The sequence below is a fragment of the Kribbella sp. HUAS MG21 genome (assembly GCF_040254265.1).
GTDB lineage: Bacteria > Actinomycetota > Actinomycetes > Propionibacteriales > Kribbellaceae > Kribbella.
Window position 1 is genome coordinate 1,195,052 of the sequence record NZ_CP158165.1, and the last position, 18,078, is coordinate 1,213,129.

The following is an 18,078-nucleotide window of genomic DNA, read 5'->3' on the forward strand; positions in this document are numbered from 1 at the left end:
GGGTGATGGCGGCCACTGACAACAGGCCGGACGGGCCGGATCATGGCCGCCATGTGGCGCGAGTTGATGAAGTCGAAGGTGCACCGGGCGACGGTGACGCAGGCCGATCTGGACTATGTCGGATCGTGCACGCTGGACGCCGAGCTGATGGACGCGGCCGACCTGCTGCCCGGTGAGAAGGTGGACATCGTCGACGTCACCAACGGGGCGCGGCTGTCGACGTACCTGATCGAGGGTCCGCGCGGGTCCGGGGTGGTCGGGATCAACGGCGCCGCGGCGCACCTGATCCACCCCGGCGACCTGGTGATCCTGATCGCGTACGGGATGTTCGACACCGCCGAGGCGAAGGTCTTCGAGCCGAGCGTAGTCTTCGTGGACGAGCACAATGCGATCACCCGCATCGGCTCCGACCCCGCGGAGGCGCTTCCGGACAGCGGAACGCTGCGTGGGGACCAACTGCATCCGTAGCGAGACGAGGACTGGTCGCCGATGACCGAGAACGCTGCCCAGAACTCTGCGCAGAATTCTGCCCAGAACGACGCCCCCAAGACGGCTTCGCACGACAACGAGCCGAGCCCGAAGCTGCGGGCGTTCATGAACTCGGGCTGGGCCGACTCCGAGCGGCACGACCTGGCGCTGAGCGACGCCGGCGTGTGGGCGGCGAAGCGGCGCGACGCGCTGTCGCAGGCGTTCCCGGGCGAGCGGCTGGTGATCCCGGCCGGCACCTACAAGGTCCGCTCGAACGACACCGACTACGTCTTCCGGCCGCACACCGACTACGTGTGGCTGACCGGCAACCAGACCTCCGACGCGGTCCTGGTCCTGGAGCCGAACGGCACCACCGGCCACGACGCGGTGCTGTACTTCCGGCCGCGGGCCGACCGCTCCGAGGGCGAGGAGTTCTGGCGCGACCGGATGTACGGCGAGCTGTGGGCCGGCCGCCGTCCGTCGCTGACCGAGACCGCCAAGGAGTTCGGGATCGAGACGCGGCACGTCGACCAGCTGGCCGACGCCCTCAAGTCCGACGTACCGACCCGGGTCCGGCGGGGTGAGGACGAGTCGATCGCCTCCCTGCTGAGCGGTGCGCGGACGGAGCAACTGAAGGACGGCGAACTGGCCGCCACGCTGTCGGAGCTCCGCCTCGTCAAGGACGCGTACGAGCTCGAGCAGCTGCGGGACGCGGTCGCGATCACGCACCGCGGGTTCTCCGACGTGCTCGCCGAGATGGACAAGGTCCGGCAGTACGGCGAACGCTGGATCGAGGGCACGTTCTGGCGCCGGGCGCGCGCCGAGGGGAACGACGTCGGCTACACCTCGATCGCCGCCGCCGGCCCGCACGCGACCACGCTGCACTGGATCGAGAACGACGGCCCGGTGACCGACGGCACGCTGATGCTGCTCGACATGGGCGTGGAGAACCGGCAGCTGTACACCGCCGACATCACCCGGACCCTGCCGGTGACCGGCGAGTTCACGCCGCGACAGCGCGACCTGTACCAGCTGGTCCTGGACGCGCAGAACGCCGGGATCGCGGCGCTCACGCCGGGTGCGGCGTTCCGCGCCGGGCACGAGGCGGCGATGGAGGTCATCGTCCGCGGCCTGGACGCGATGGAGCTGCTGCCGGTGTCGGCCGAGGAGGCGCTCGACCCGGAGAGCCGCCTGTACCAGCGCTACACGCTGCACGGCGTCAGCCACATGCTCGGTCTCGACGTCCACGACTGCGCGTCGGCCCGCGACGAGAACTACCGCAAGGGCAACGTCCAGCCCGGCTACGTCCTCACCGTCGAGCCCGGCCTGTACTTCCAGTCCGACGACCTCACGGTCCCCGAGGACCTCCGCGGCATCGGGATCCGGATCGAGGACGACATCCTGATCACCGACCAGGGCCCCGAGAACCTCTCCGAGGCGATGCCCCGCACGGTCGAGGGCATCCAGGACTGGATGGCGTCCTAGGCCGGTCTGGTAGGAAGGGCCGATGCACCTCACCGGGACCGAGCTGACCGCGCAGCAGTTGTACGACGTCCTCAAGCTGCGGGTCGACGTGTTCGTCGTCGAGCAGGAATGCGCCTACCCGGAGCTCGACGGCCGCGACCTGCTGCCCGGAACCCACCACCTGTGGGTCGCGGACGAGAGCGGGATCCAGTCGTACCTGCGGGTGCTCACGGAGCCCGGTCAGTTCCGGATCGGCCGGGTGGTGACGGCCGCGCAGGCCCGCGGGCGGGGACTCGCGGCACAGCTCATGAAGGACGCCCTGGACGTCGTCGGCGACGCGGACAGCGTGCTCGAGGCGCAGACGTACGCCCAGGGCTTCTACGAGCGCTTCGGCTACGTTGCCGAGGGCACCGAATACCTCGAGGACGGCATCCCACACCGCACGATGTGGCGGCGCCGGGCCTGAGCGCCGCCACTCGCTGACCTACCAGATCCGGACGCGGTCCTCCGGGGACAGCCACATGCCGTCGGATTCCGTGGTCTTGAAGGTGGTGTGGAACTCGTCGATGTTCTTCACCACCGCGTTGCAGCGGAACTCCGGTGGGGAGTGTGGGTCGATGGTGAGGCGGCGGGCGGCCTCCTCGGGGCGGGTCTTCGTGGCCCACGCGTGCGCCCAGGCGGCGAAGAAGCGCTCGGCGCCGGCCTGCAGCTCCTCCTCCGTCTCGTCGCCTGTCAGCGACAGCTGGTAGGCGACGTACGCGATCGACAAGCCGCCCAGGTCGCCGATGTTCTCGCCGAGGGTAAGCTTGCCGTTCACCTTCTGGCCGGGGGTCTCGGCCGGCTCCAGGGCGTCGTACTGCGCGACGAGCTTGTCGGTGCGCTGCTCGAAGGCGGCGCGGTCCGCGTCGGTCCACCAGTCGTTCAGGTTGCCGTCGGCGTCGTAGCGCGAGCCCTGGTCGTCGAAGCCGTGGCCGATCTCGTGGCCGATCACCGCACCGATCGCGCCGTAGTTGGTGGCGTCGTCGGCGACCAGGTCGAAGAACGGCGGCCGCAGGATGCCGGCCGGGAAGACGATCTCGTTCAGCCGTGGGTTGTAGTACGCGTTCACGGTCTGCGGCGTCATCCGCCACTCGTTGCGGTCGACCGGCTTGCCGAGCTTGGCCAGGTCCCGCGCGGTCTCCACCGCGACCGAGCGGCGCATGTTGCCGACCAGGTCGGCGGGGTCGATCTCGAGCGCCGAGTAGTCCTTCCACTCGTCCGGGTAGCCGATCTTCGGCACGAAGGTGCCGAGCTTGTCGAGCGCCCGCTGCCGGGTCTCCGGACCCATCCAGTCCAGCGCCTCGATCCGCTGCCGGTAGGCGGCCACCAGGTTCTGCACGAGCTCGACCATCCGGGCCTTGGCGTCCGGCGGGAAGTGCTCGGCGACGTACAGCTTGCCGAGCGCCTCGCCCAGCGTCTGCTCGACCGCGCCGACCGCGCGCTTCCAGCGCTCGCGCAGCTCCGGCGCCCCGGTCAGGGTCTTGCCGTAGAAGGCGAAGTTCTCGTCGACGAACGCTTGGCTCAGCAGCGGTGCGGCGTTGTGCACGACCCGCCAGCTCAGCCACTCCTTCCAGCGGTCGAGGCCGACCTCGCGCAGCGCGGTCGCGGCGGCGGTCAGGAAGTCCGGCTCGCGCACCACGACCTCGGCGAACGCACTCTCCGGCACGCCAGCGCCGGCCAGCCAGGTCGCCCAGTCGAAGCCCGGCGTGAGCTCCTCGAGCCCGGCCCGGTCGACCTTGTTGTAGGTGAGCTGCACGTCGCGGTCCTTGACCCGGTCCCAGTGCGCGCCGGCCAGCCGGGTCTCCAGCTCCAGGATCCGGTCCGCGGAACCTGCCGGATCCGGCAGCCCGGCCAGCTCGAGCAGCTTCGCGACGTGGGCGACGTACGCCGTCCGGATCGCGGCGAAGCTGTCCTCGCGGTAGTAGGACTCGTCGGGCAGGCTGAGGCCGCCCTGGGTCAGGTGCACGATGTTCTGGTCGGACTTCTTCGCGTCGGCGTCGACCCAGTAGTGGAAGACACCGGCGACGCCCTGCAGCTCGAGCTGCCCGAGCACCGACACCAGCCCGGCCAGGTCGGTGACACCGTCGACCAGCGCGAGCTGGTCGACGATCGGCTCGGCGCCCAGCCGCTCGGTCGTCTCGGTGTCCATGAAGCTGGTGTAGAGGTCGGCGATCTTCCGCGGCTCGCTGCCCTCCGGATGCCCGGCCGCGACCGCCTTCTCGACGATCGCCCGGACGTCCTGCTCGGCGCTGTCCCAGAGCGCGTGGAACGCGCCGTGGATCGCCTTGTCCGCGGGGATCTCGTGCTCGGCCAGCCACGCCCCGTTCACGAACCGGTACAGATCGTCCTGCGGCCGCACGGCCGCCGACCCGTCGATTCCTGCTGTCATCCCTGACCCCTTGTCCCGAGTGGAGTTGCTGCCAGCGAACATACCCGTTTCGCCGCACGCCGGTTTGAACTATCCACAGGACCGGACCGTTCTCCCGGGTAAAAGCACACGGATCAGGGAGGACCCCGCCCATGTCACACCTCGTCCGTCGGCTCGTCACATTGGCCAGTGCGTCCGTAGCACTGCTCGGTCTGGTGAGCACGTCGGCAGCGACCGCCACTCCGACCACGACAAGTCCAGCGACCTCGTTCCCGACCAGGATCGAACTGCCCACCGGGTTCCAGCCCGAGGGCATCGCGATCGACCGGGCCACGGCGTACTTCGGATCCCGCGTCGACGGCGACATCTACGCCGCCGACCTGCGCACCGGCCGGGGCGAGGTGATCAGCCAGGGCCCCGGGACCGCCTCACTAGGCATGAAGGTCGACCGGTTCGGCCGCCTGTTCGTCGCCGGCGCCGCCGGTGGGAACGGCCGGGTGATCGACACCCGCACCGGAGACGTCCTGGCCAGCTACACGTTCACCACCGCGACCCCGACGTTCGTGAACGACGTGATCCTCGGCAAGGACGCGGCGTACTTCACGGACTCGCAGCGGCCGGTGTTCTACAAGGTGCCGTACGGCCGCGACGGCTCGCTCGCCGCGCAGGCCGAGACGATCCCGTTGAGCGGCGACTACCAGCACCTGGCCGGCAACAACGCGAACGGCATCTCGCTCACCCCGGACGGCCGCGCGCTGATCATGGTGCAGTCGTCGACCGGCTTCCTGCTCCGGGTCGACCCGCGGACCGGCGTGGCCCGGCGGATCGACACCGGTGGCGCGCTGATGACGAACGGCGACGGCCTGCTGCTGCGGGGCCAGACCTTGTACGTCGTGCAGAACCGGCTCAACAAGATCGCGGTTCTCACCCTGGACCGGGCCGGTACCACGGGCACGGTGGTCGACGAACTCACCAGCCCCGACTTCGACGTACCCACGACGGTTGCCGCGTTCGGCGACCGCCTCTACCTGCCGAACGCCCGCTTCACCACCCCGCCGACGCCGACCACGCCGTACTGGGTGACCGCCGTCCGGCGCTGAAGTTCAGCGAGCAGCGCGGAGGTCGCCTCGGGCCGCGGCCTTGAGGCGGCTTCCGCACGACAGGCGCACGGAGTAGCCGGCCGGGATGTTCAGCGGCTCGCCGGTCTGCGGGTTGCGGCCGGTGCGCGGCGCGCGCATCACCCGCTCGATGCTGAGCAGCCCGGTCAGCGACACCTTGTCACCGCGCTGCACGGCCTCGGTGACGACGTCGCCCAGCGCGTCGAGGACCTTCTCGGCCTGGTTCCGCGGGATCCCCGCCTTGTGCGCCACGCCGGCGATCAGTTCGTTCCGGTTCACGGCTCTCCTCAGACTCGGTTCAGAGCTTCCGACCGGAACCTTAACCGAAATGATTGTCGTTAGCGAGAAGCATCCGGAATCCGGTCATGCGGCTCAGAGGCCGTCCTGGTCGTGCCAGTGGTGCTGCCAGCGGGCGTCGATGGCGTCGTCGGCGCGCTGGTACCTGATGTCGGTGGACAGCCGCAGCTCGGTGGACACGTTGTCGAGCGCCGCGTGGACGGTGTGCGCGGTGTGCACGACGACGTCGCCGGCCTGGTAGTCGGCGACCAGCCAGTCGGCGTCGTATTCCTCCGCCAGCGCGGGGAGGTCCGCGGTGATGGACGCCGCAGGTCGCTTGAGCCGGCCCGCGGCCTCCTCTGCGAGCACCCTGTGGCGGCTGCCCTGCAGGTACGTCAGTCCGCCCCGGCTGACCGGGCAGTCACCCAGCGGGATCCACGCGGACAACACCTGGTCGCTGCCCTCCCGCAGGTACACGAGGTCGTAGTGTGCCTGCGTCGCCGTACCGATGCCGTTCTCGCCGGGCGCTGTCTGCCGGATGATCTTCCGCCGGTGCAGGAACGGCTCACCACCGAGGAACCACTCGAACCACCCCTTGAGCGCCGGCTGCGCACAGAAGGCGGCGTACTCCGGCCCTGGCACGATCTCCTCGAACAGGACCTTCCGGTACGACGCCCTGTCGCGGGCGGCGCCGGTCAGCCCGAAGTAGTACTCCCGGAACGCCAGCACCGTCGCAGGGTCCAGCAGCCCGGTCAGATACAGGTAGCCGTCCCGCTGCAGCCGCGCCCGCAGTACGTCCCGGTCTTCGCGCTCTGCCGCGGGCACCGCGACCAGCTCACCCAGCCGCCGCTCGTCCAGCACATATCCGTTGGAAGTCAGCACCTCTCCATTCCAACGGCGCTAGCACCCGAACGGAATGGACACGCGACCACAGCTTCTTGGACTCTTGTACTGTGCCGGATTGGTCGATCTACCTGACACCAGGTCCTGTCGAGCGGCAGCTTGGACTTTTCTGCCTGGGCGCAGGTGAGCAGACACATGGCGCGGCAGCGGCGCCGGAGCGGGCGCTGGGTTGCCATGCCCTTGTCTGGCTGATTGAGGGAAGCGGCCACCTGCTGCACGGCCCCGACCGCCGACTGCACGCGGTCCACGCGCCTGCGATGCTCTGGCTCTTCCCGGGTGTCCTGCACGGCTATCGGCCCGCTACGCGCTGGCAGCAGGCCTGGACGCTGTTCGGCGGGCCTGCAACCGAGGCGCTCACGTCACTCGCCCACCTCGATTCCAGCCGACCGGTACGCCAGTACGCCGACCCGCGGCCGGTGGATCGCGCTTTCAAACGGTTGTTGCGCCTCAGCACGCAGCACAACGCCGTACAGCTCACTGGGGCCCTCTACGACGTAATCGCCGAGGCAGGTGCGCCACCTGAGGACAGCGTCGCGGCGCGGCTGGCCGAGCTCGCGTGTACGCCGATGAGCGTCGAGGAGTACGCCGGTGCGCTCGGCCTGACCGTGAAGGAGTTGCGCGACGCGGTCCGCCGTACGACGGGGTCGACGCCGCAGGAGCTGGTCCTGTCCACCCGGCTGAGCTCTGCAAAGGTTCTGCTCGCCGAGGAGGACCTGTCGGTGGCCGCGGTCGCGCGCCGCGTCGGGTACGACGATCCGGCGTACTTCAGCCGCTTGTTCGCTGGTCGGGTGGGCATGTCGCCGGTCGCGTTCCGGCGTTCCGGTTCGATTTCCGGGCCGATTTCCGACCTTCGGAGGAGGCGCCGTCGACTTTCCGACGTGTAAAACCATTCAGTGGGGTGACGTGTCCGGCGACCGGACACCGCTACGGTCGTGTCATGAGTCAAACGCAGCCCCTCGACCCGCGCCCCGGGAACCCCCGCCGCCCGAAGAAGCGGCGGAACTGGTTCCTCCGGACCGTCGGACTGATCGTCCTGCTGTTCGTTCTCACGCTGATCGCGGTCCCGCTCTACGCGTGGAGCCGGATCGACAAGATCGAGGCGATGCCCACCGGCGAGCGGCCGGCGGACACGCCCGGGACGACGTACCTGATGGTCGGATCGGACGCCCGTGAGGACCTCAGCCGGGCCGAGCGGGCCAGGCTGCACACCGGCGGCGACGCCGGGCCGCCGCGGACCGACTCGATCATGCTGATGCACGTCCCGGAGTCCGGCCCGACGGTGCTGATCAGCATTCCGCGGGACAGCGCGGTGAACATTCCTGGGATCGAGGGCCGGCAGAAGATCAACGCCGCCTTCAACAACGGCCCGGCGCGCCTGGTGCAGACCCTGGAGAACGTCACCGGGCTGCGCATCGACCACTACGTCGAGGTCGGCTTCGGCGGCTTCGCCAGCGTCATCGACAGCGTCGGCGGCATCGAAATGTGCTTGCCGAAGGCAATGAAGGACGACGACGCGCACATCGATCTGCCGGCCGGCTGCCAGGAGCTGGACGGGGTGAACGCGCTCGGCTACGTGCGCTCGCGGAAGGCCGACGGCAAGAACGACTTCGGCCGCACCGAGCGGCAGCGGCAGATGGTCGGCGCGGTCGCCAAGAAGGCCGCCTCGCCGTCGACGATCCTGAACCCGTTCCGGTACTACAGCGTCGCCACCAAGGGCGTCGACGCGCTGACCGTGGACAAGGAGATGAACCTGTTCGACTTCGTCAAGTTCGCGCGCGGCATGCAGGCGATCTCCGGTAGCAACGGCATCGCGCTGAGTGTGCCGACGAGTGACGACAACTACGGTCTCTGCTGCAACCGCGGCTCGGCGGTGAAGTGGGACACCAAGAAGGCGACGGCGCTGTTCGACGCCCTCAAGCAGGACAACACCAGCGGCCTGAAGAGCAGTTGACCGTCCTCGTCCACGCGGTGGTGAGCCTGGGCATGCTCGTCGTCGTGCCCCTCGGCCTCACCCTGCTCCCGACGCGAACCACCAGCACCCGCTGGTGGTTCGCGTTCGCCGTTCCGGGGGCTGTCGCGCTGTGGCTGCCGCGTGGGCCGTTCTCGATCGCGCTGGCGTCGATCTACCTGGTCGGCACGCTGGTCCTGATCGTCTTGGCCGCGCGGCACTTCTACCGACAGCGGAAACTAGGCGCGAGGCAGGTCGCGCTCTACACGGCGTTGGCCACGCCATCGATCGCGGCACTGGCACTGGTCGCCGAGCGGTCGTCGTACGAGCTGTTCGGCTTCAACCTCACCGTGCTGTCGCTGACGGTCGCCCACTTCCACTTCGCCGGCTTCGCGGTTGTACTGACCACAGGTATGTGGCTGGTCGGTTGGGAGCTCTACAAGCGCTCACGTCGAGCAGAGCGAGGTACGGCGATCCTCCTGGTCGTCTCGGGATCAGTACTCGTGGCGACGATGCTCTTGGCTGTCACGTGGGCACTGGGTCATGTGGTGAACACGCCGTACCTGCCGTTGGAGTGGATGGTTGCCACGCAGGGTGTGGCGAATGCGGTTGGCCTTGCACTGTGCGGCGTACTGGCGATGCGACGGGAGACACGCGATGCAGCTGGATGACCTGGCGGGACTGCGGTTCACGTACGACGAGGTGGGCTCGACGCAGTACGACGAGACGCCCGAGGGGTTCCACCGACTCGAGTACCGCACGCGGATCGGCACCGGCGACGAGGTGTTCCGGCGCGCCGCCGACGCGTTGCTGACGTGGCGCATGCACCGTGCCGCCGGCCTGCCCGTCACAGCAACGGACACGCCGCCACAGGTCGGCACGAACTCACTGGGGCGGCTGGGACCAGGCATGCTGATTCGCCGGTTCCGCACAGTCACCCAACTCGGCCTGCCGGTCCCGTGCCGGGTCGTCCGCGTTATCGACGAACCGGACCGAATCGGCTTCGCCTACGGGACACTGGAAGGACACCCGGAGGCCGGTGAGGAGCTGTTCCTCGTCACCCGCAACGGCGACGACGTCTACGTCACGATCCGCGCTTACAGCCGCCCGGCCACCTGGTACACGCGGCTGGCCGGCCCCGCCACCCGCAAGGCCCAGTACTACGCAGCCGGCCGCTACGCCGCGGCTCTCCGCCGCCTGTCCAACCCATGACAGGGCCCCGCAAGCTCATACCTTGCGGGGCCGCGACCTTTGTACCGTCCGTAGCAAGACAAGCGTTCGAGCGACACGCGAACAACGAGCGACAACCCGAGGTGCACCAGGTGCCGCGGTACTGCGAGACTGTGGCGGGTGAGTCCTAAGACGTTGTCGGATCTGGTGGCACCGGACTGGGCGGAGGCACTGGCTCCGGTCGAAGAGACTGTCGCGCGGATGGGCGAGTTCCTGCGCGGCGAGATCGCTGCGGGACGGGCGTACCTACCCGCCGGCGAGAACGTGCTGCGTGCGTTCCACCGCCCGCTGGCCCAGGTGAAGGTGCTGGTCGTCGGCCAGGACCCGTACCCGACTCCCGGCCACCCCGTCGGCCTCAGCTTCTCGGTGGCGCCGGACGTGCGGCCGATCCCGCGGAGCCTCGCGAACATCTACCGCGAACTGATGGCGGACGTCGGCGTACCGGCACCGTCCAACGGCGACCTGACGCCGTGGGCCGACCAGGGCGTGCTGATGCTCAACAGGGTGCTGACGGTGCAGCCGGGCAAGTCCGGCGCGCACCGCGGCAAGGGTTGGGAGAGCGTCACCGAGCAGGCCATCCACGCGCTCGTGAACCGCGGCGGCCCGCTGGTCGCGATCCTCTGGGGCCGCGACGCGCAGACGCTGAAGCCGATGCTCGGCAACACGCCGTACGTCGAGAGCGCGCACCCGAGCCCCATGTCCGCGGATCGCGGCTTCTTCGGCTCCCGGCCGTTCAGCCGCGTCAACGCGCTTCTCGTCGAGCAGGGCGCCGAGCCGGTCGACTGGCGCCTGCCGTAGCACTCAGGGGCGGCGCCAGTCGTCCGCGGCGAGGTGGCTGCCCGCCATGGGACCCATCTGGAGCATTCCGCCGTCCGCGACGATGCTCGTCCCGGTGACGTAGGCCGCGTCCGGGGACGCCAGGAAGGCGATCACGGCGGCGATCTCCCGTGCGTCACCTGGCCTGCCGAGCGGCACCCCTGGCCGGTGTTTGCCGCGCGGATCCTCGTCGGTCTGTCCGGTCATGGGTGTGGCGATCTCACCAGGAGCGACGGCGTTCGCGGTGATCCTGTACTCGCCCAGTTCCAGGGCCAAGGTCTTCATGAGCAGCCCGAGCCCGCCCTTGGCCGCGTCGTACGGCGCGGAGCCGACGCGGGGCTGATGCTCGTGCACGCTGGTGACCGCGATCAGGCGGCCTCCGTTCCCGGCGGCGACCATGCGGCGCGCGGCCCGCTGCAGGCAGAGGAATGCTCCGTCGAGGTCGACGCTGATCACCGTGCGCCACGAGTCGTAGTCGAGATCCACCGCGAGCTCGCTGCTGCCGGTCCCGCTGTTGTTGACCAGGACGTCGAGCCCGCCGAGACTGTCGGCCAGGCTGTCGATGACGTCGGCGGCTTCAGGCAGCTTCGTCAGATCGAGCTGCTCGACCACGGCCCGACGGCCGGTCTCACGGACCTCGGCGGCCGTCTCCTCGGCGCCGGCCTTGTCGCTGTTCCAGGTAACCCCGATGTCGAACCCGTCCTCGGCGAGCCGCACGGCAGTCGCCCGCCCGATTCCACTGTCCGAACCAGTAACGATCGCTTGAGGCATACCCGAGCGGTGCCCGCCCCACCCCGCTGAAAACGACCGCACGGGCACCACGAGCGTTTCTCCGGCCGAGGCCCAGGGCACCGCCGCGAACGTGGGGACGGAAGAGGGTTTGTTCGAGCCGGACGCGAAGCTCTCCGGGCTACCGGAGCTGCGGGATCTGGACGAACTGGTCCGGTTCGTCCGGGAGCATTCCGACATCCTGCTGAGGTACTCCAAGGGCCCGAAGGCAGATGCCGAGCACGGCCCGAGCCGTGACTACGAGGCGGGTGTCGAGCTGCCGGGCCTGTCCGCCACCTGGGTCGAGCCGGAGTCGTGGTGGCCGCGGGCGGTCGAGGACTGGGTCGCGCGGCGGGTATGCAAGTACGCCGAACTCGGCGAGGCGGAGGGCCGGTACCCCTGGCTGCTGACGGGCGAGGTCGCCGGCTACGGCCCCGATCACGAGCCGCTGCTGGTGCGGGTCCGTCCGCTGGCCAAGATCTCCGCCGAGGCGCTCGAGCAGGCCAAGGACCACTACGTGCGGACCTTCGACGTCGGCAAGGACTCCACCTGAGTCCGGCAGTTTGTTTGAATGATCCATTGCAGGATCGTTCAACAATCTCCTATGGTGAGCGGAACATCCCCCAGCTACACCGTTCCGTCCCCGGGAGGAACCATGTGGGTTCTGCTCGCTATCGCGGTGGTGGTCGTCGGGTTCGCCCTGCGGATCAACTCGATGCTGGTCGTCACGGCGGCCGGGATCGTGGCCGGCCTGATCGGCGGCCTGTCCCCCGTCAAGATCCTCGACGCGTTCGGCGACGGCTTCGCCGGCAGCCGCTCCGTCACCGTCTTCATCGTCACGCTGCCCGTCATCGGGCTGATCGAGCGCTACGGCCTGCAGCACCAGGCCCGGAAGCTGATCAGCAAGCTCAAGGTCCTCACCACGGGCCGGCTGCTGGCCATCTACCTGCTGATCCGGCAGGGCACCGCGGCGCTCGGGCTGACCAGCATCGGCGGTCCCGCGCAGGCGGTCCGGCCGCTCGTCCAGCCGATGGCCGCCGGCGCCGCGGAACGCCGCTACGGCAAGCTCCCGGAGAAGGTCCAGGAGAAGATCAAGGGCTTCGCGGCCTCCGCCGACACCGTCGGGTTGTTCTTCGGGGAGGACATCTTCGTCGCGATCGGCTCGATCCTGCTGATCACCGGCTTCGTCGACGCGACGTACGGCCTGCACCTGGAGGCGATCGACATCGCGCTCTGGGCGATCCCGACCGGTATCTGCGCGCTGCTCATCCACGGCGGCAGGCTGCTGCTGCTCGACCGCCAGCTGGACAAGCTCGCGGCCGAGTCCAAGGCGGCCGCGAAGGAGGCGGCGCGATGATCAAGGTCGAGTGGTTCTACTGGCTCTGCGGGATCTTCTTCGTCCTGATCGCCCTGCAGGTGCTCAACGACCGCAGCAACCCGAAGCGAGTCGGCAGCGCGGCGTTCTGGGGCATCCTCGGCCTGTCGTTCGGCTACGGCACGTTCGTGGTCGACAAGCAGGCACCGTCCTGGCTGCTCGGCATCGCGGTCATCGGTCTCGCGGTGCTGGCCGGCAGCGGCTTCCCGGGCAAGGGCGAGGAGCGTACGACGACACCGGCCGAGCGCGTGCGCCTCGCGGACCGGTTCGGCAACAAGCTGTTCCTGCCGGCGCTGGTGATTCCGGTGGTCGCGGCGATCTTCGGTGCCTGGCTCGCGAAGGTGAAGCTCGGCGACGGCCAACTGCTGCTGCAGTCGGGCTCCGCGACCATCATCGGCCTCGGCGTCGCGTCGATCCTCGCGCTCGTCGTGGGCATGGGACTACTGCGTCCCAAGAGCCCGGCCGTGCCGCTGCACGAGGGCCGCCGGCTGCTGGAGCACATCGGCTGGGCGGCGATCCTGCCGCAGATGCTGGCCACGCTGGGCCTGCTGTTCAACGCGTCCGGCGTCGGCAAGGCCGTCGGCCGCGTCACCGACCACCTGATCCCGAAGGGTTCGCTGATCGCCGCGGTGGCGCTGTACTGCATCGGCATGGCGGTCTTCACGATCATCATGGGCAACGCGTTCGCGGCGTTCCCGGTGATGACGGCCGCGGTCGGCTGGCCGCTGCTGGTGGAGCAGTTCGACGGCACCCCGGCGATCGTGTTCGCGGTCGGCATGCTGGCCGGCTTCTGCGGCACCTTGTGTACGCCGATGGCGGCGAACTTCAACCTGGTACCGGCAGCGCTGCTCGAGATGAAGGACCAATACGGACCGATCAAGGCCCAGATTCCCACGGCGGTCCCGCTGCTCGGCTGCAACATCCTGATCATGTACGTCTTCGCGTTCTAGAAGGAGTCCCATGAAGTACGCCGCCGCCTGGGCGACCATCGCCTGCGAGGTGCTGGAGACGCCGTACCCGTACGGCGCCGCGCACGCGTCAACCGGTCCGGACGACGTCGACGTGACCCCGGACCGCCTGCACCCGGCGTTCCACGGGTCCTACGACTGGCACTCCAGCGCACACATGCAATGGTCGCTGGTCCGGTTGCTGACGCTGGCACCGGAGCAGGTCGGCAGCCGGCCGATCGACGTCCTCGATCGGCGGCTGACGGCGGAAGCGATCGCCACGGAGGCGGCGTACCTGCGGGAGCGGCCGTCGTACGAGCGGCCGTACGGCTGGGCCTGGGCGGCCATGCTGGTGGCCGCCGCGCGGAAGAGCCAGTGGGCGGAGGCGGTCGCTCCACTCGGCGACGTCATCGCGGACCTCGTGCTGGCCTGGCTGCCCAAGCAGGCGTACCCGGTGCGGCACGGCGTACATCTGAACTCGGCCTTCGCGCTGGCGTTGCTGCACGAGGCGTACGGCGACCTGGGCCGGGCGGACGTGGTGGAGGCGATCCGGGCGCGGGCACTGCAGTGGTTCGGGGCGGACACGGCGTACGACACGCGGTTCGAACCGTCGGGGACCGACTTCCTGTCACCTGCGCTGACCGAGGCGGAGCTGATGCGCCGGGTGCTGCCGGCCGCCGAGTTCGCCACCTGGTTGCCCAACTTCCTTCCTGGGTTGGGCAAGGACGCTCATCTACACCTGCTCGACGTACCGATCACGGACGACTCAGGTGACGGACAGCTCGCGCACCTGTCCGGTCTGGCGCTGAGCAGGGCGTGGCAGCTGCGGACGATCGCGCCCGCGCTGCCTGATGTTGCCGACGTACTGCGAGCCGGTGCTGACCGTCAGGTGGAGGCGGTGCTGCCGACGGTCACGGACGGGGACTTCATGTCGACGCACTGGCTGGTGTCGTTTGCTCTCCTGGCTGATCAGGCGTAGCCGTACCGGTCCAGCTGCGCCACAGCTGCGCGTAACGACCACCACTCGCCAGCAACGCCTCATGCGTTCCTGACTCGACTACTCGCCCGTGATCGAGTACGACGATCCGGTCCGCCTGCTCGGCTTGCGTCAGCCGGTGTGCGACGACCAGCGTCGTACGCCCGTCCGTCGCCGCCAGGCTCGCCCGCTCCAGCTCGCGTGCGCCCGCACTGCCTGCTTCCGCGGTCGCCTCGTCCAGCACGGCAACCGGAGGGTCAACCAGTAGCAGCCGCGCGAAGGCGAGTTGCTGGGCTTGTGCGCCCGTCAGCTGATGCCCGTTCTCGCCGACGACCGTCTCCAGACCGTCCGGTAGCGCACGCACCCATGCCAGGGCGCCGACACGGTCCAGCGCCGCCTCGACTTCTGCCGCTGTCGCGCCAGGCTTGGCCAGCTGCGCGTCCTCCAAGAGGGTCCCGGCAAAGACGTGCACCTCCTGGCTCAGCAAGGCGACCTGGGCGCGGGTGCGGTCGTCACCGAGGTCGCGGATGTCGACGCCGCCGAGCTTCACCGTGCCCACCGACGGCGCCAGCACACCTGCCGCGATCGCTGCCAGGGTGGTCTTGCCGGCACCGCTCGCGCCGACCAGTGCGACGCGTTCACCCGGTTCGAGCCGCAACGACACCGCGGTGAGAACCTCAGGACCGTCGTACCGGTGGCCGATCTGCACCAGCTCGACCGACGCGTCTGCAGGCTCCCGGCGCGCGGGCGGCTCCTTCGCCGGCTCGATCTCCAGTACGCCGGCCAGCCGCGCCAGGCCCGCCGCCGCGGTCTGGATCTGGTCGAACTCCATCAGCACCACGTTGACCGGGTTGAACAGCCGGTGGAAGTACAGCGCCGCGGCCGTCACCGCACCGACGCTGACCGACTCCGAGCGGACCAGGAAGAACCCGGTCGCCAGGATCGCGGTCAGCCCGGTGAACTCCGCATGGTTGATCCGCGCCGAGAAGAAGCTGAACAGCCGGAACACCGTGATCGAGATGTCCCGCGCCGCACCGGACGTCTCGTCGATCTTCGCCAGCTGCCGGGCCTCCAGGCGGTACGCGCGGACCGTCTGGCTGCCCCGCAACGACGCGATGATCGCCTCGGACCGCTCGCCCATCGCCACGCGTTCCTGCGTGTAGTACGGCGCCGAACGCCGCAGGTACCAGCGCAGCGCCAGGTAGTACATGGGGACTGCGAGCAGTCCCGCCAGGCCGAGGCGCCAGTCGAGCGCGAGCATCCCGCCCACGGTCAGCAGGATCGTCAGCGACGCACCGAGTACCGACGGCCCGACCTGTGTCAGAGCCGTCGCCACCGCGGCCACGTCGTCACCGACCCGCGAGAGCAGGTCACCGGTCCGCACCTTCTCCAGCACCGGAGCAGGCAGCTGCAGCACCCGGTCGAGCACCTGCTCGCGAATGCGCGCCAGCACGGTCTCACCGACCCGCGCCACCAGCGTCACCCCAAGGGCCGTCAGTACGCCGGACACGATCGCCGCCAGCGCGATCAGCACCACGACGCGCACAATGGCTGACTTGTCGCCGATGTTGTCGATCAGCACACCTAGCGCCCACGGCGCGACCAGGCCGGCCGCGCTGGCACCTGTGATCACCACAGCCGCGACAACCGACAGCACCGGCAGGCGCCGGATCTCTCGCCACAGCAGGGCCCACGTCGCCCGCGGCTCCGCTACCGGGAGGAGGTTCATCGCAGCACCGCCTCCCGGTAGACCGCGTCGGACTCGGCCAGCTCGGAGTGGGTGCCCTCAGCAACCACAACGCCGTCAGCGACGACCAGCACCCGATCCATCTTTCCCAATAGCGCTGGGCTGCTCGTCAACACCAGCGTTGTCCGGCCGCTTCGCTCCTCGACAAGCCCTTCTGCCAGCAGCTCCTCGGTCACCGCGTCCACCGCGGTACTCGGATCGTGCAGCACCAGCAACGGCGGCTCCGCCAGCAGCGCGCGGGCCAGGCCGAGCCGCTGCCGCTGCCCACCGGACAGGGCCTGCCCGCGGTCCGCGAGCGGCCGGTCCAGCTCGTCGACGAGGTCAGCTGCGCCGGCAGCCGTCAGCACGCGCTCCAAGCCTTTCTCGGCAAGCAGGTTGCTGCGCAGCGTCCCCTCGAACAGGTCAGTCTCGTGCCGCTCCAGCAACACGGTCCGCCGGACCACGTCCACGTCGAGTTCTTCCAGCGGCGTGCCACCTATGCGCACGCTGCCGGTGTGCTCGGGAGCTCGGCCGGCGATCACGTTCAGCAGCGCGTCGGCGTCGCGAGGGTCGTAGCAGAGCACACCGACCGATTCACCGGGCCGCAGTACGAGGCTCACTGATGCCAGGGATCCGTGCGAAACGCCTTCCAATGTGAGCAAAGGCTGTCCCGCGTCGATCGCGGTAGCGGTGCCGGTGACGGCCAGAGGTGGTGCGGACAGGACCGAGGCCAGCCGCTCGGCCGAGGCGCGGGACATGGCGACCACCTGGCTCGCGTACCCGAGCGTCGCCACCGGCTCGGCGACGAACTGCGCCAGCCCGACCACCGTGATCAGCTCGCCGATCGTGATCCGGCCGTTCAACGCGAACCAGCCGGAGACACCAGCAACGGCGGCCAGCAGCAGGCCGCTCAGCGCGGTGGTGACACCGTCCTGCAGCCCGTTCGTCGACGCAGCACGCAGGGTCGCGCGCAGCGTGGCCTCGCTGGACCGCCGGTACCTGTCAGCCGCGTTGTGCTGTGCACCGATCCCTCGCAGCGTCCGAAGCCCGCTGACCAGGTCTGTCGCCAGTGCGGTCGTCTGTGCCACCGCCTCCTGCTGGCTCGACGTACGACGCGTCAGCAACGGCGACAGCGCCTGGATCCCCAGCACCAGCAGCGGTACGCCGACGAGCACCCCAAGCCCCAGCGGTACGTCGACCAGCAACAGCGACACCGACGACACGATCAGCGCAGTACACGCCGCTGCTCCGATCGAGACGCCCCGCATCACCAGCGCGGCCTTCTCGGCGTCGGAGGTGGCGATCGACAACAACTCCCCCGAGCGCAGTCCGGTGCGGTGACCACGCGGGTCCAGTACGCGCTGTGCGACCTCCAGCCGGAGCAGGTGGGTCTCGTACTCGATCGCGCGCACCACCTGGCGCGCGCCGGTCTTCCAGGCGTTCGACAGGACGGCGAACAGCACGACCATCATCAGCACACACCAGAGCAGCGGCTGGACGTCACCGGTCGCCACCGCGCGATCCACGAAGACACCGATCGCGACCGGGACCGCCGCCTCGGTCGCCTGGTGCAACGACAGCACCAGCACGCCTGCGACCATCCGCCCCCGATGCCGCCGAACCGCCCGCCTCAACAGCTCCCCAGTCGACATAGTT

Annotated in this window: 19 protein-coding genes; 13 read left to right on the forward strand and 6 right to left on the reverse strand. The window is 69.4% G+C overall.

The features are described from left to right. Positions 1-51 precede the first annotated feature (51 nt). Genes panD through ABN611_RS05800 form a run of 3 tightly spaced genes read left to right on the forward strand, consistent with a single transcriptional unit; the run spans position 52 to position 2,398 of the window. Positions 52-468: an aspartate 1-decarboxylase gene (gene panD, locus ABN611_RS05790; protein ID WP_350278735.1), complete on the forward strand. Its 417-nt coding sequence runs from the start codon at positions 52-54 to the stop codon at positions 466-468. Between the two features lie 21 nt (positions 469-489). Further along, a complete protein-coding gene (locus ABN611_RS05795; protein WP_350278736.1) occupies positions 490-1,953 on the forward strand; it encodes an aminopeptidase P family protein in 1,464 nt (487 codons plus the stop codon). A 22-nt stretch (positions 1,954-1,975) separates the two neighbouring features. After that, positions 1,976-2,398: a GNAT family N-acetyltransferase gene (locus ABN611_RS05800; RefSeq protein ID WP_350278737.1), complete on the forward strand. Its 423-nt coding sequence runs from the start codon at positions 1,976-1,978 to the stop codon at positions 2,396-2,398. 18 nt (positions 2,399-2,416) lie between these two features. On the opposite strand, the gene ABN611_RS05805 is transcribed toward ABN611_RS05800, so the two are convergent. After that, positions 2,417-4,360: a M13-type metalloendopeptidase gene (locus tag ABN611_RS05805; protein ID WP_350278738.1), complete on the reverse strand. Its 1,944-nt coding sequence runs from the start codon at positions 4,358-4,360 to the stop codon at positions 2,417-2,419. A 131-nt stretch (positions 4,361-4,491) separates the two neighbouring features. Here ABN611_RS05805 and ABN611_RS05810 point away from each other — a divergent pair, with 131 nt between their 5' ends. Next, positions 4,492-5,439 carry a superoxide dismutase gene (locus tag ABN611_RS05810; protein WP_350278739.1) on the forward strand — a complete coding sequence of 316 codons (948 nt, stop codon included), beginning with the start codon at positions 4,492-4,494 and terminating at the stop codon, positions 5,437-5,439. A 3-nt stretch (positions 5,440-5,442) separates the two neighbouring features. On the opposite strand, the gene ABN611_RS05815 is transcribed toward ABN611_RS05810, so the two are convergent. Continuing rightward, positions 5,443-5,736, reverse strand: coding sequence for an HU family DNA-binding protein (locus ABN611_RS05815; RefSeq protein WP_350278740.1), 294 nt, complete (start codon positions 5,734-5,736; stop codon positions 5,443-5,445). Between the two features lie 93 nt (positions 5,737-5,829). Further along, positions 5,830-6,615, reverse strand: a complete 786-nt coding sequence (locus ABN611_RS05820; RefSeq protein ID WP_350278741.1) for a phytanoyl-CoA dioxygenase family protein — start codon at positions 6,613-6,615, stop codon at positions 5,830-5,832. A gap of 71 nt (positions 6,616-6,686) precedes the next feature. Between ABN611_RS05820 and ABN611_RS05825 the strand changes: the two genes are divergently transcribed. From ABN611_RS05825 to ABN611_RS05845, 5 genes are all read left to right on the forward strand, one after another. Continuing rightward, complete coding sequence (locus ABN611_RS05825) at positions 6,687-7,520, forward strand: AraC family transcriptional regulator (protein ID WP_350278742.1); 834 nt, start codon at positions 6,687-6,689, stop codon at positions 7,518-7,520. Positions 7,521-7,573: 53 nt separating this feature from the next. Next, the gene (locus ABN611_RS05830) at positions 7,574-8,587 is read left to right on the forward strand and encodes an LCP family protein (protein ID WP_350278743.1); all 1,014 of its coding nucleotides are present in this window, start codon (positions 7,574-7,576) and stop codon (positions 8,585-8,587) included. Then, positions 8,584-9,255 carry a YndJ family transporter gene (locus ABN611_RS05835; RefSeq protein ID WP_350278744.1) on the forward strand — a complete coding sequence of 224 codons (672 nt, stop codon included), beginning with the start codon at positions 8,584-8,586 and terminating at the stop codon, positions 9,253-9,255. The genes ABN611_RS05830 and ABN611_RS05835 overlap by 4 nt, the downstream gene beginning before the upstream one ends. Next, positions 9,242-9,796: a DUF1990 domain-containing protein gene (locus ABN611_RS05840; RefSeq protein WP_350278745.1), complete on the forward strand. Its 555-nt coding sequence runs from the start codon at positions 9,242-9,244 to the stop codon at positions 9,794-9,796. Before ABN611_RS05835 ends, ABN611_RS05840 begins: the two co-directional genes overlap by 14 nt. Positions 9,797-9,934: 138 nt before the next feature. Further along, the gene (locus ABN611_RS05845) at positions 9,935-10,612 is read left to right on the forward strand and encodes a uracil-DNA glycosylase (protein WP_350278746.1); all 678 of its coding nucleotides are present in this window, start codon (positions 9,935-9,937) and stop codon (positions 10,610-10,612) included. 3 nt (positions 10,613-10,615) lie between these two features. Here the strand turns inward: ABN611_RS05845 and ABN611_RS05850 are convergent, their stop codons facing one another. After that, positions 10,616-11,401 (reverse strand): SDR family oxidoreductase, encoded by a 786-nt coding sequence (locus ABN611_RS05850; RefSeq protein ID WP_350278747.1) that lies wholly within the window; start codon positions 11,399-11,401, stop codon positions 10,616-10,618. Between the two features lie 91 nt (positions 11,402-11,492). Here ABN611_RS05850 and ABN611_RS05855 point away from each other — a divergent pair, with 91 nt between their 5' ends. From ABN611_RS05855 to ABN611_RS05870, 4 genes are all read left to right on the forward strand, one after another. Beyond that, on the forward strand, positions 11,493-11,951 hold the full coding sequence (locus ABN611_RS05855; protein WP_350278748.1) for a DUF6098 family protein: 459 nt from the start codon (positions 11,493-11,495) through the stop codon (positions 11,949-11,951). 102 nt (positions 11,952-12,053) lie between these two features. After that, entirely contained in the window at positions 12,054-12,755 is a 702-nt protein-coding gene (locus ABN611_RS05860; RefSeq protein ID WP_350278749.1) for a DUF969 domain-containing protein, read from the forward strand. Next, positions 12,752-13,723: a DUF979 domain-containing protein gene (locus ABN611_RS05865; RefSeq protein ID WP_350278750.1), complete on the forward strand. Its 972-nt coding sequence runs from the start codon at positions 12,752-12,754 to the stop codon at positions 13,721-13,723. The genes ABN611_RS05860 and ABN611_RS05865 overlap by 4 nt, the downstream gene beginning before the upstream one ends. Positions 13,724-13,733: 10 nt before the next feature. After that, positions 13,734-14,699, forward strand: a complete 966-nt coding sequence (locus tag ABN611_RS05870; RefSeq protein WP_350278751.1) for a DUF2891 family protein — start codon at positions 13,734-13,736, stop codon at positions 14,697-14,699. Here the strand turns inward: ABN611_RS05870 and ABN611_RS05875 are convergent. Continuing rightward, complete coding sequence (locus ABN611_RS05875; RefSeq protein ID WP_350278752.1) at positions 14,647-16,425, reverse strand: ABC transporter ATP-binding protein; 1,779 nt, start codon at positions 16,423-16,425, stop codon at positions 14,647-14,649. The two genes, ABN611_RS05870 and ABN611_RS05875, sit on opposite strands and share 53 nt — an antisense overlap. After that, positions 16,422-18,074: an ABC transporter ATP-binding protein gene (locus tag ABN611_RS05880; RefSeq protein ID WP_350278753.1), complete on the reverse strand. Its 1,653-nt coding sequence runs from the start codon at positions 18,072-18,074 to the stop codon at positions 16,422-16,424. Before ABN611_RS05880 ends, ABN611_RS05875 begins: the two co-directional genes overlap by 4 nt. Positions 18,075-18,078: the final 4 nt, after the last annotated feature.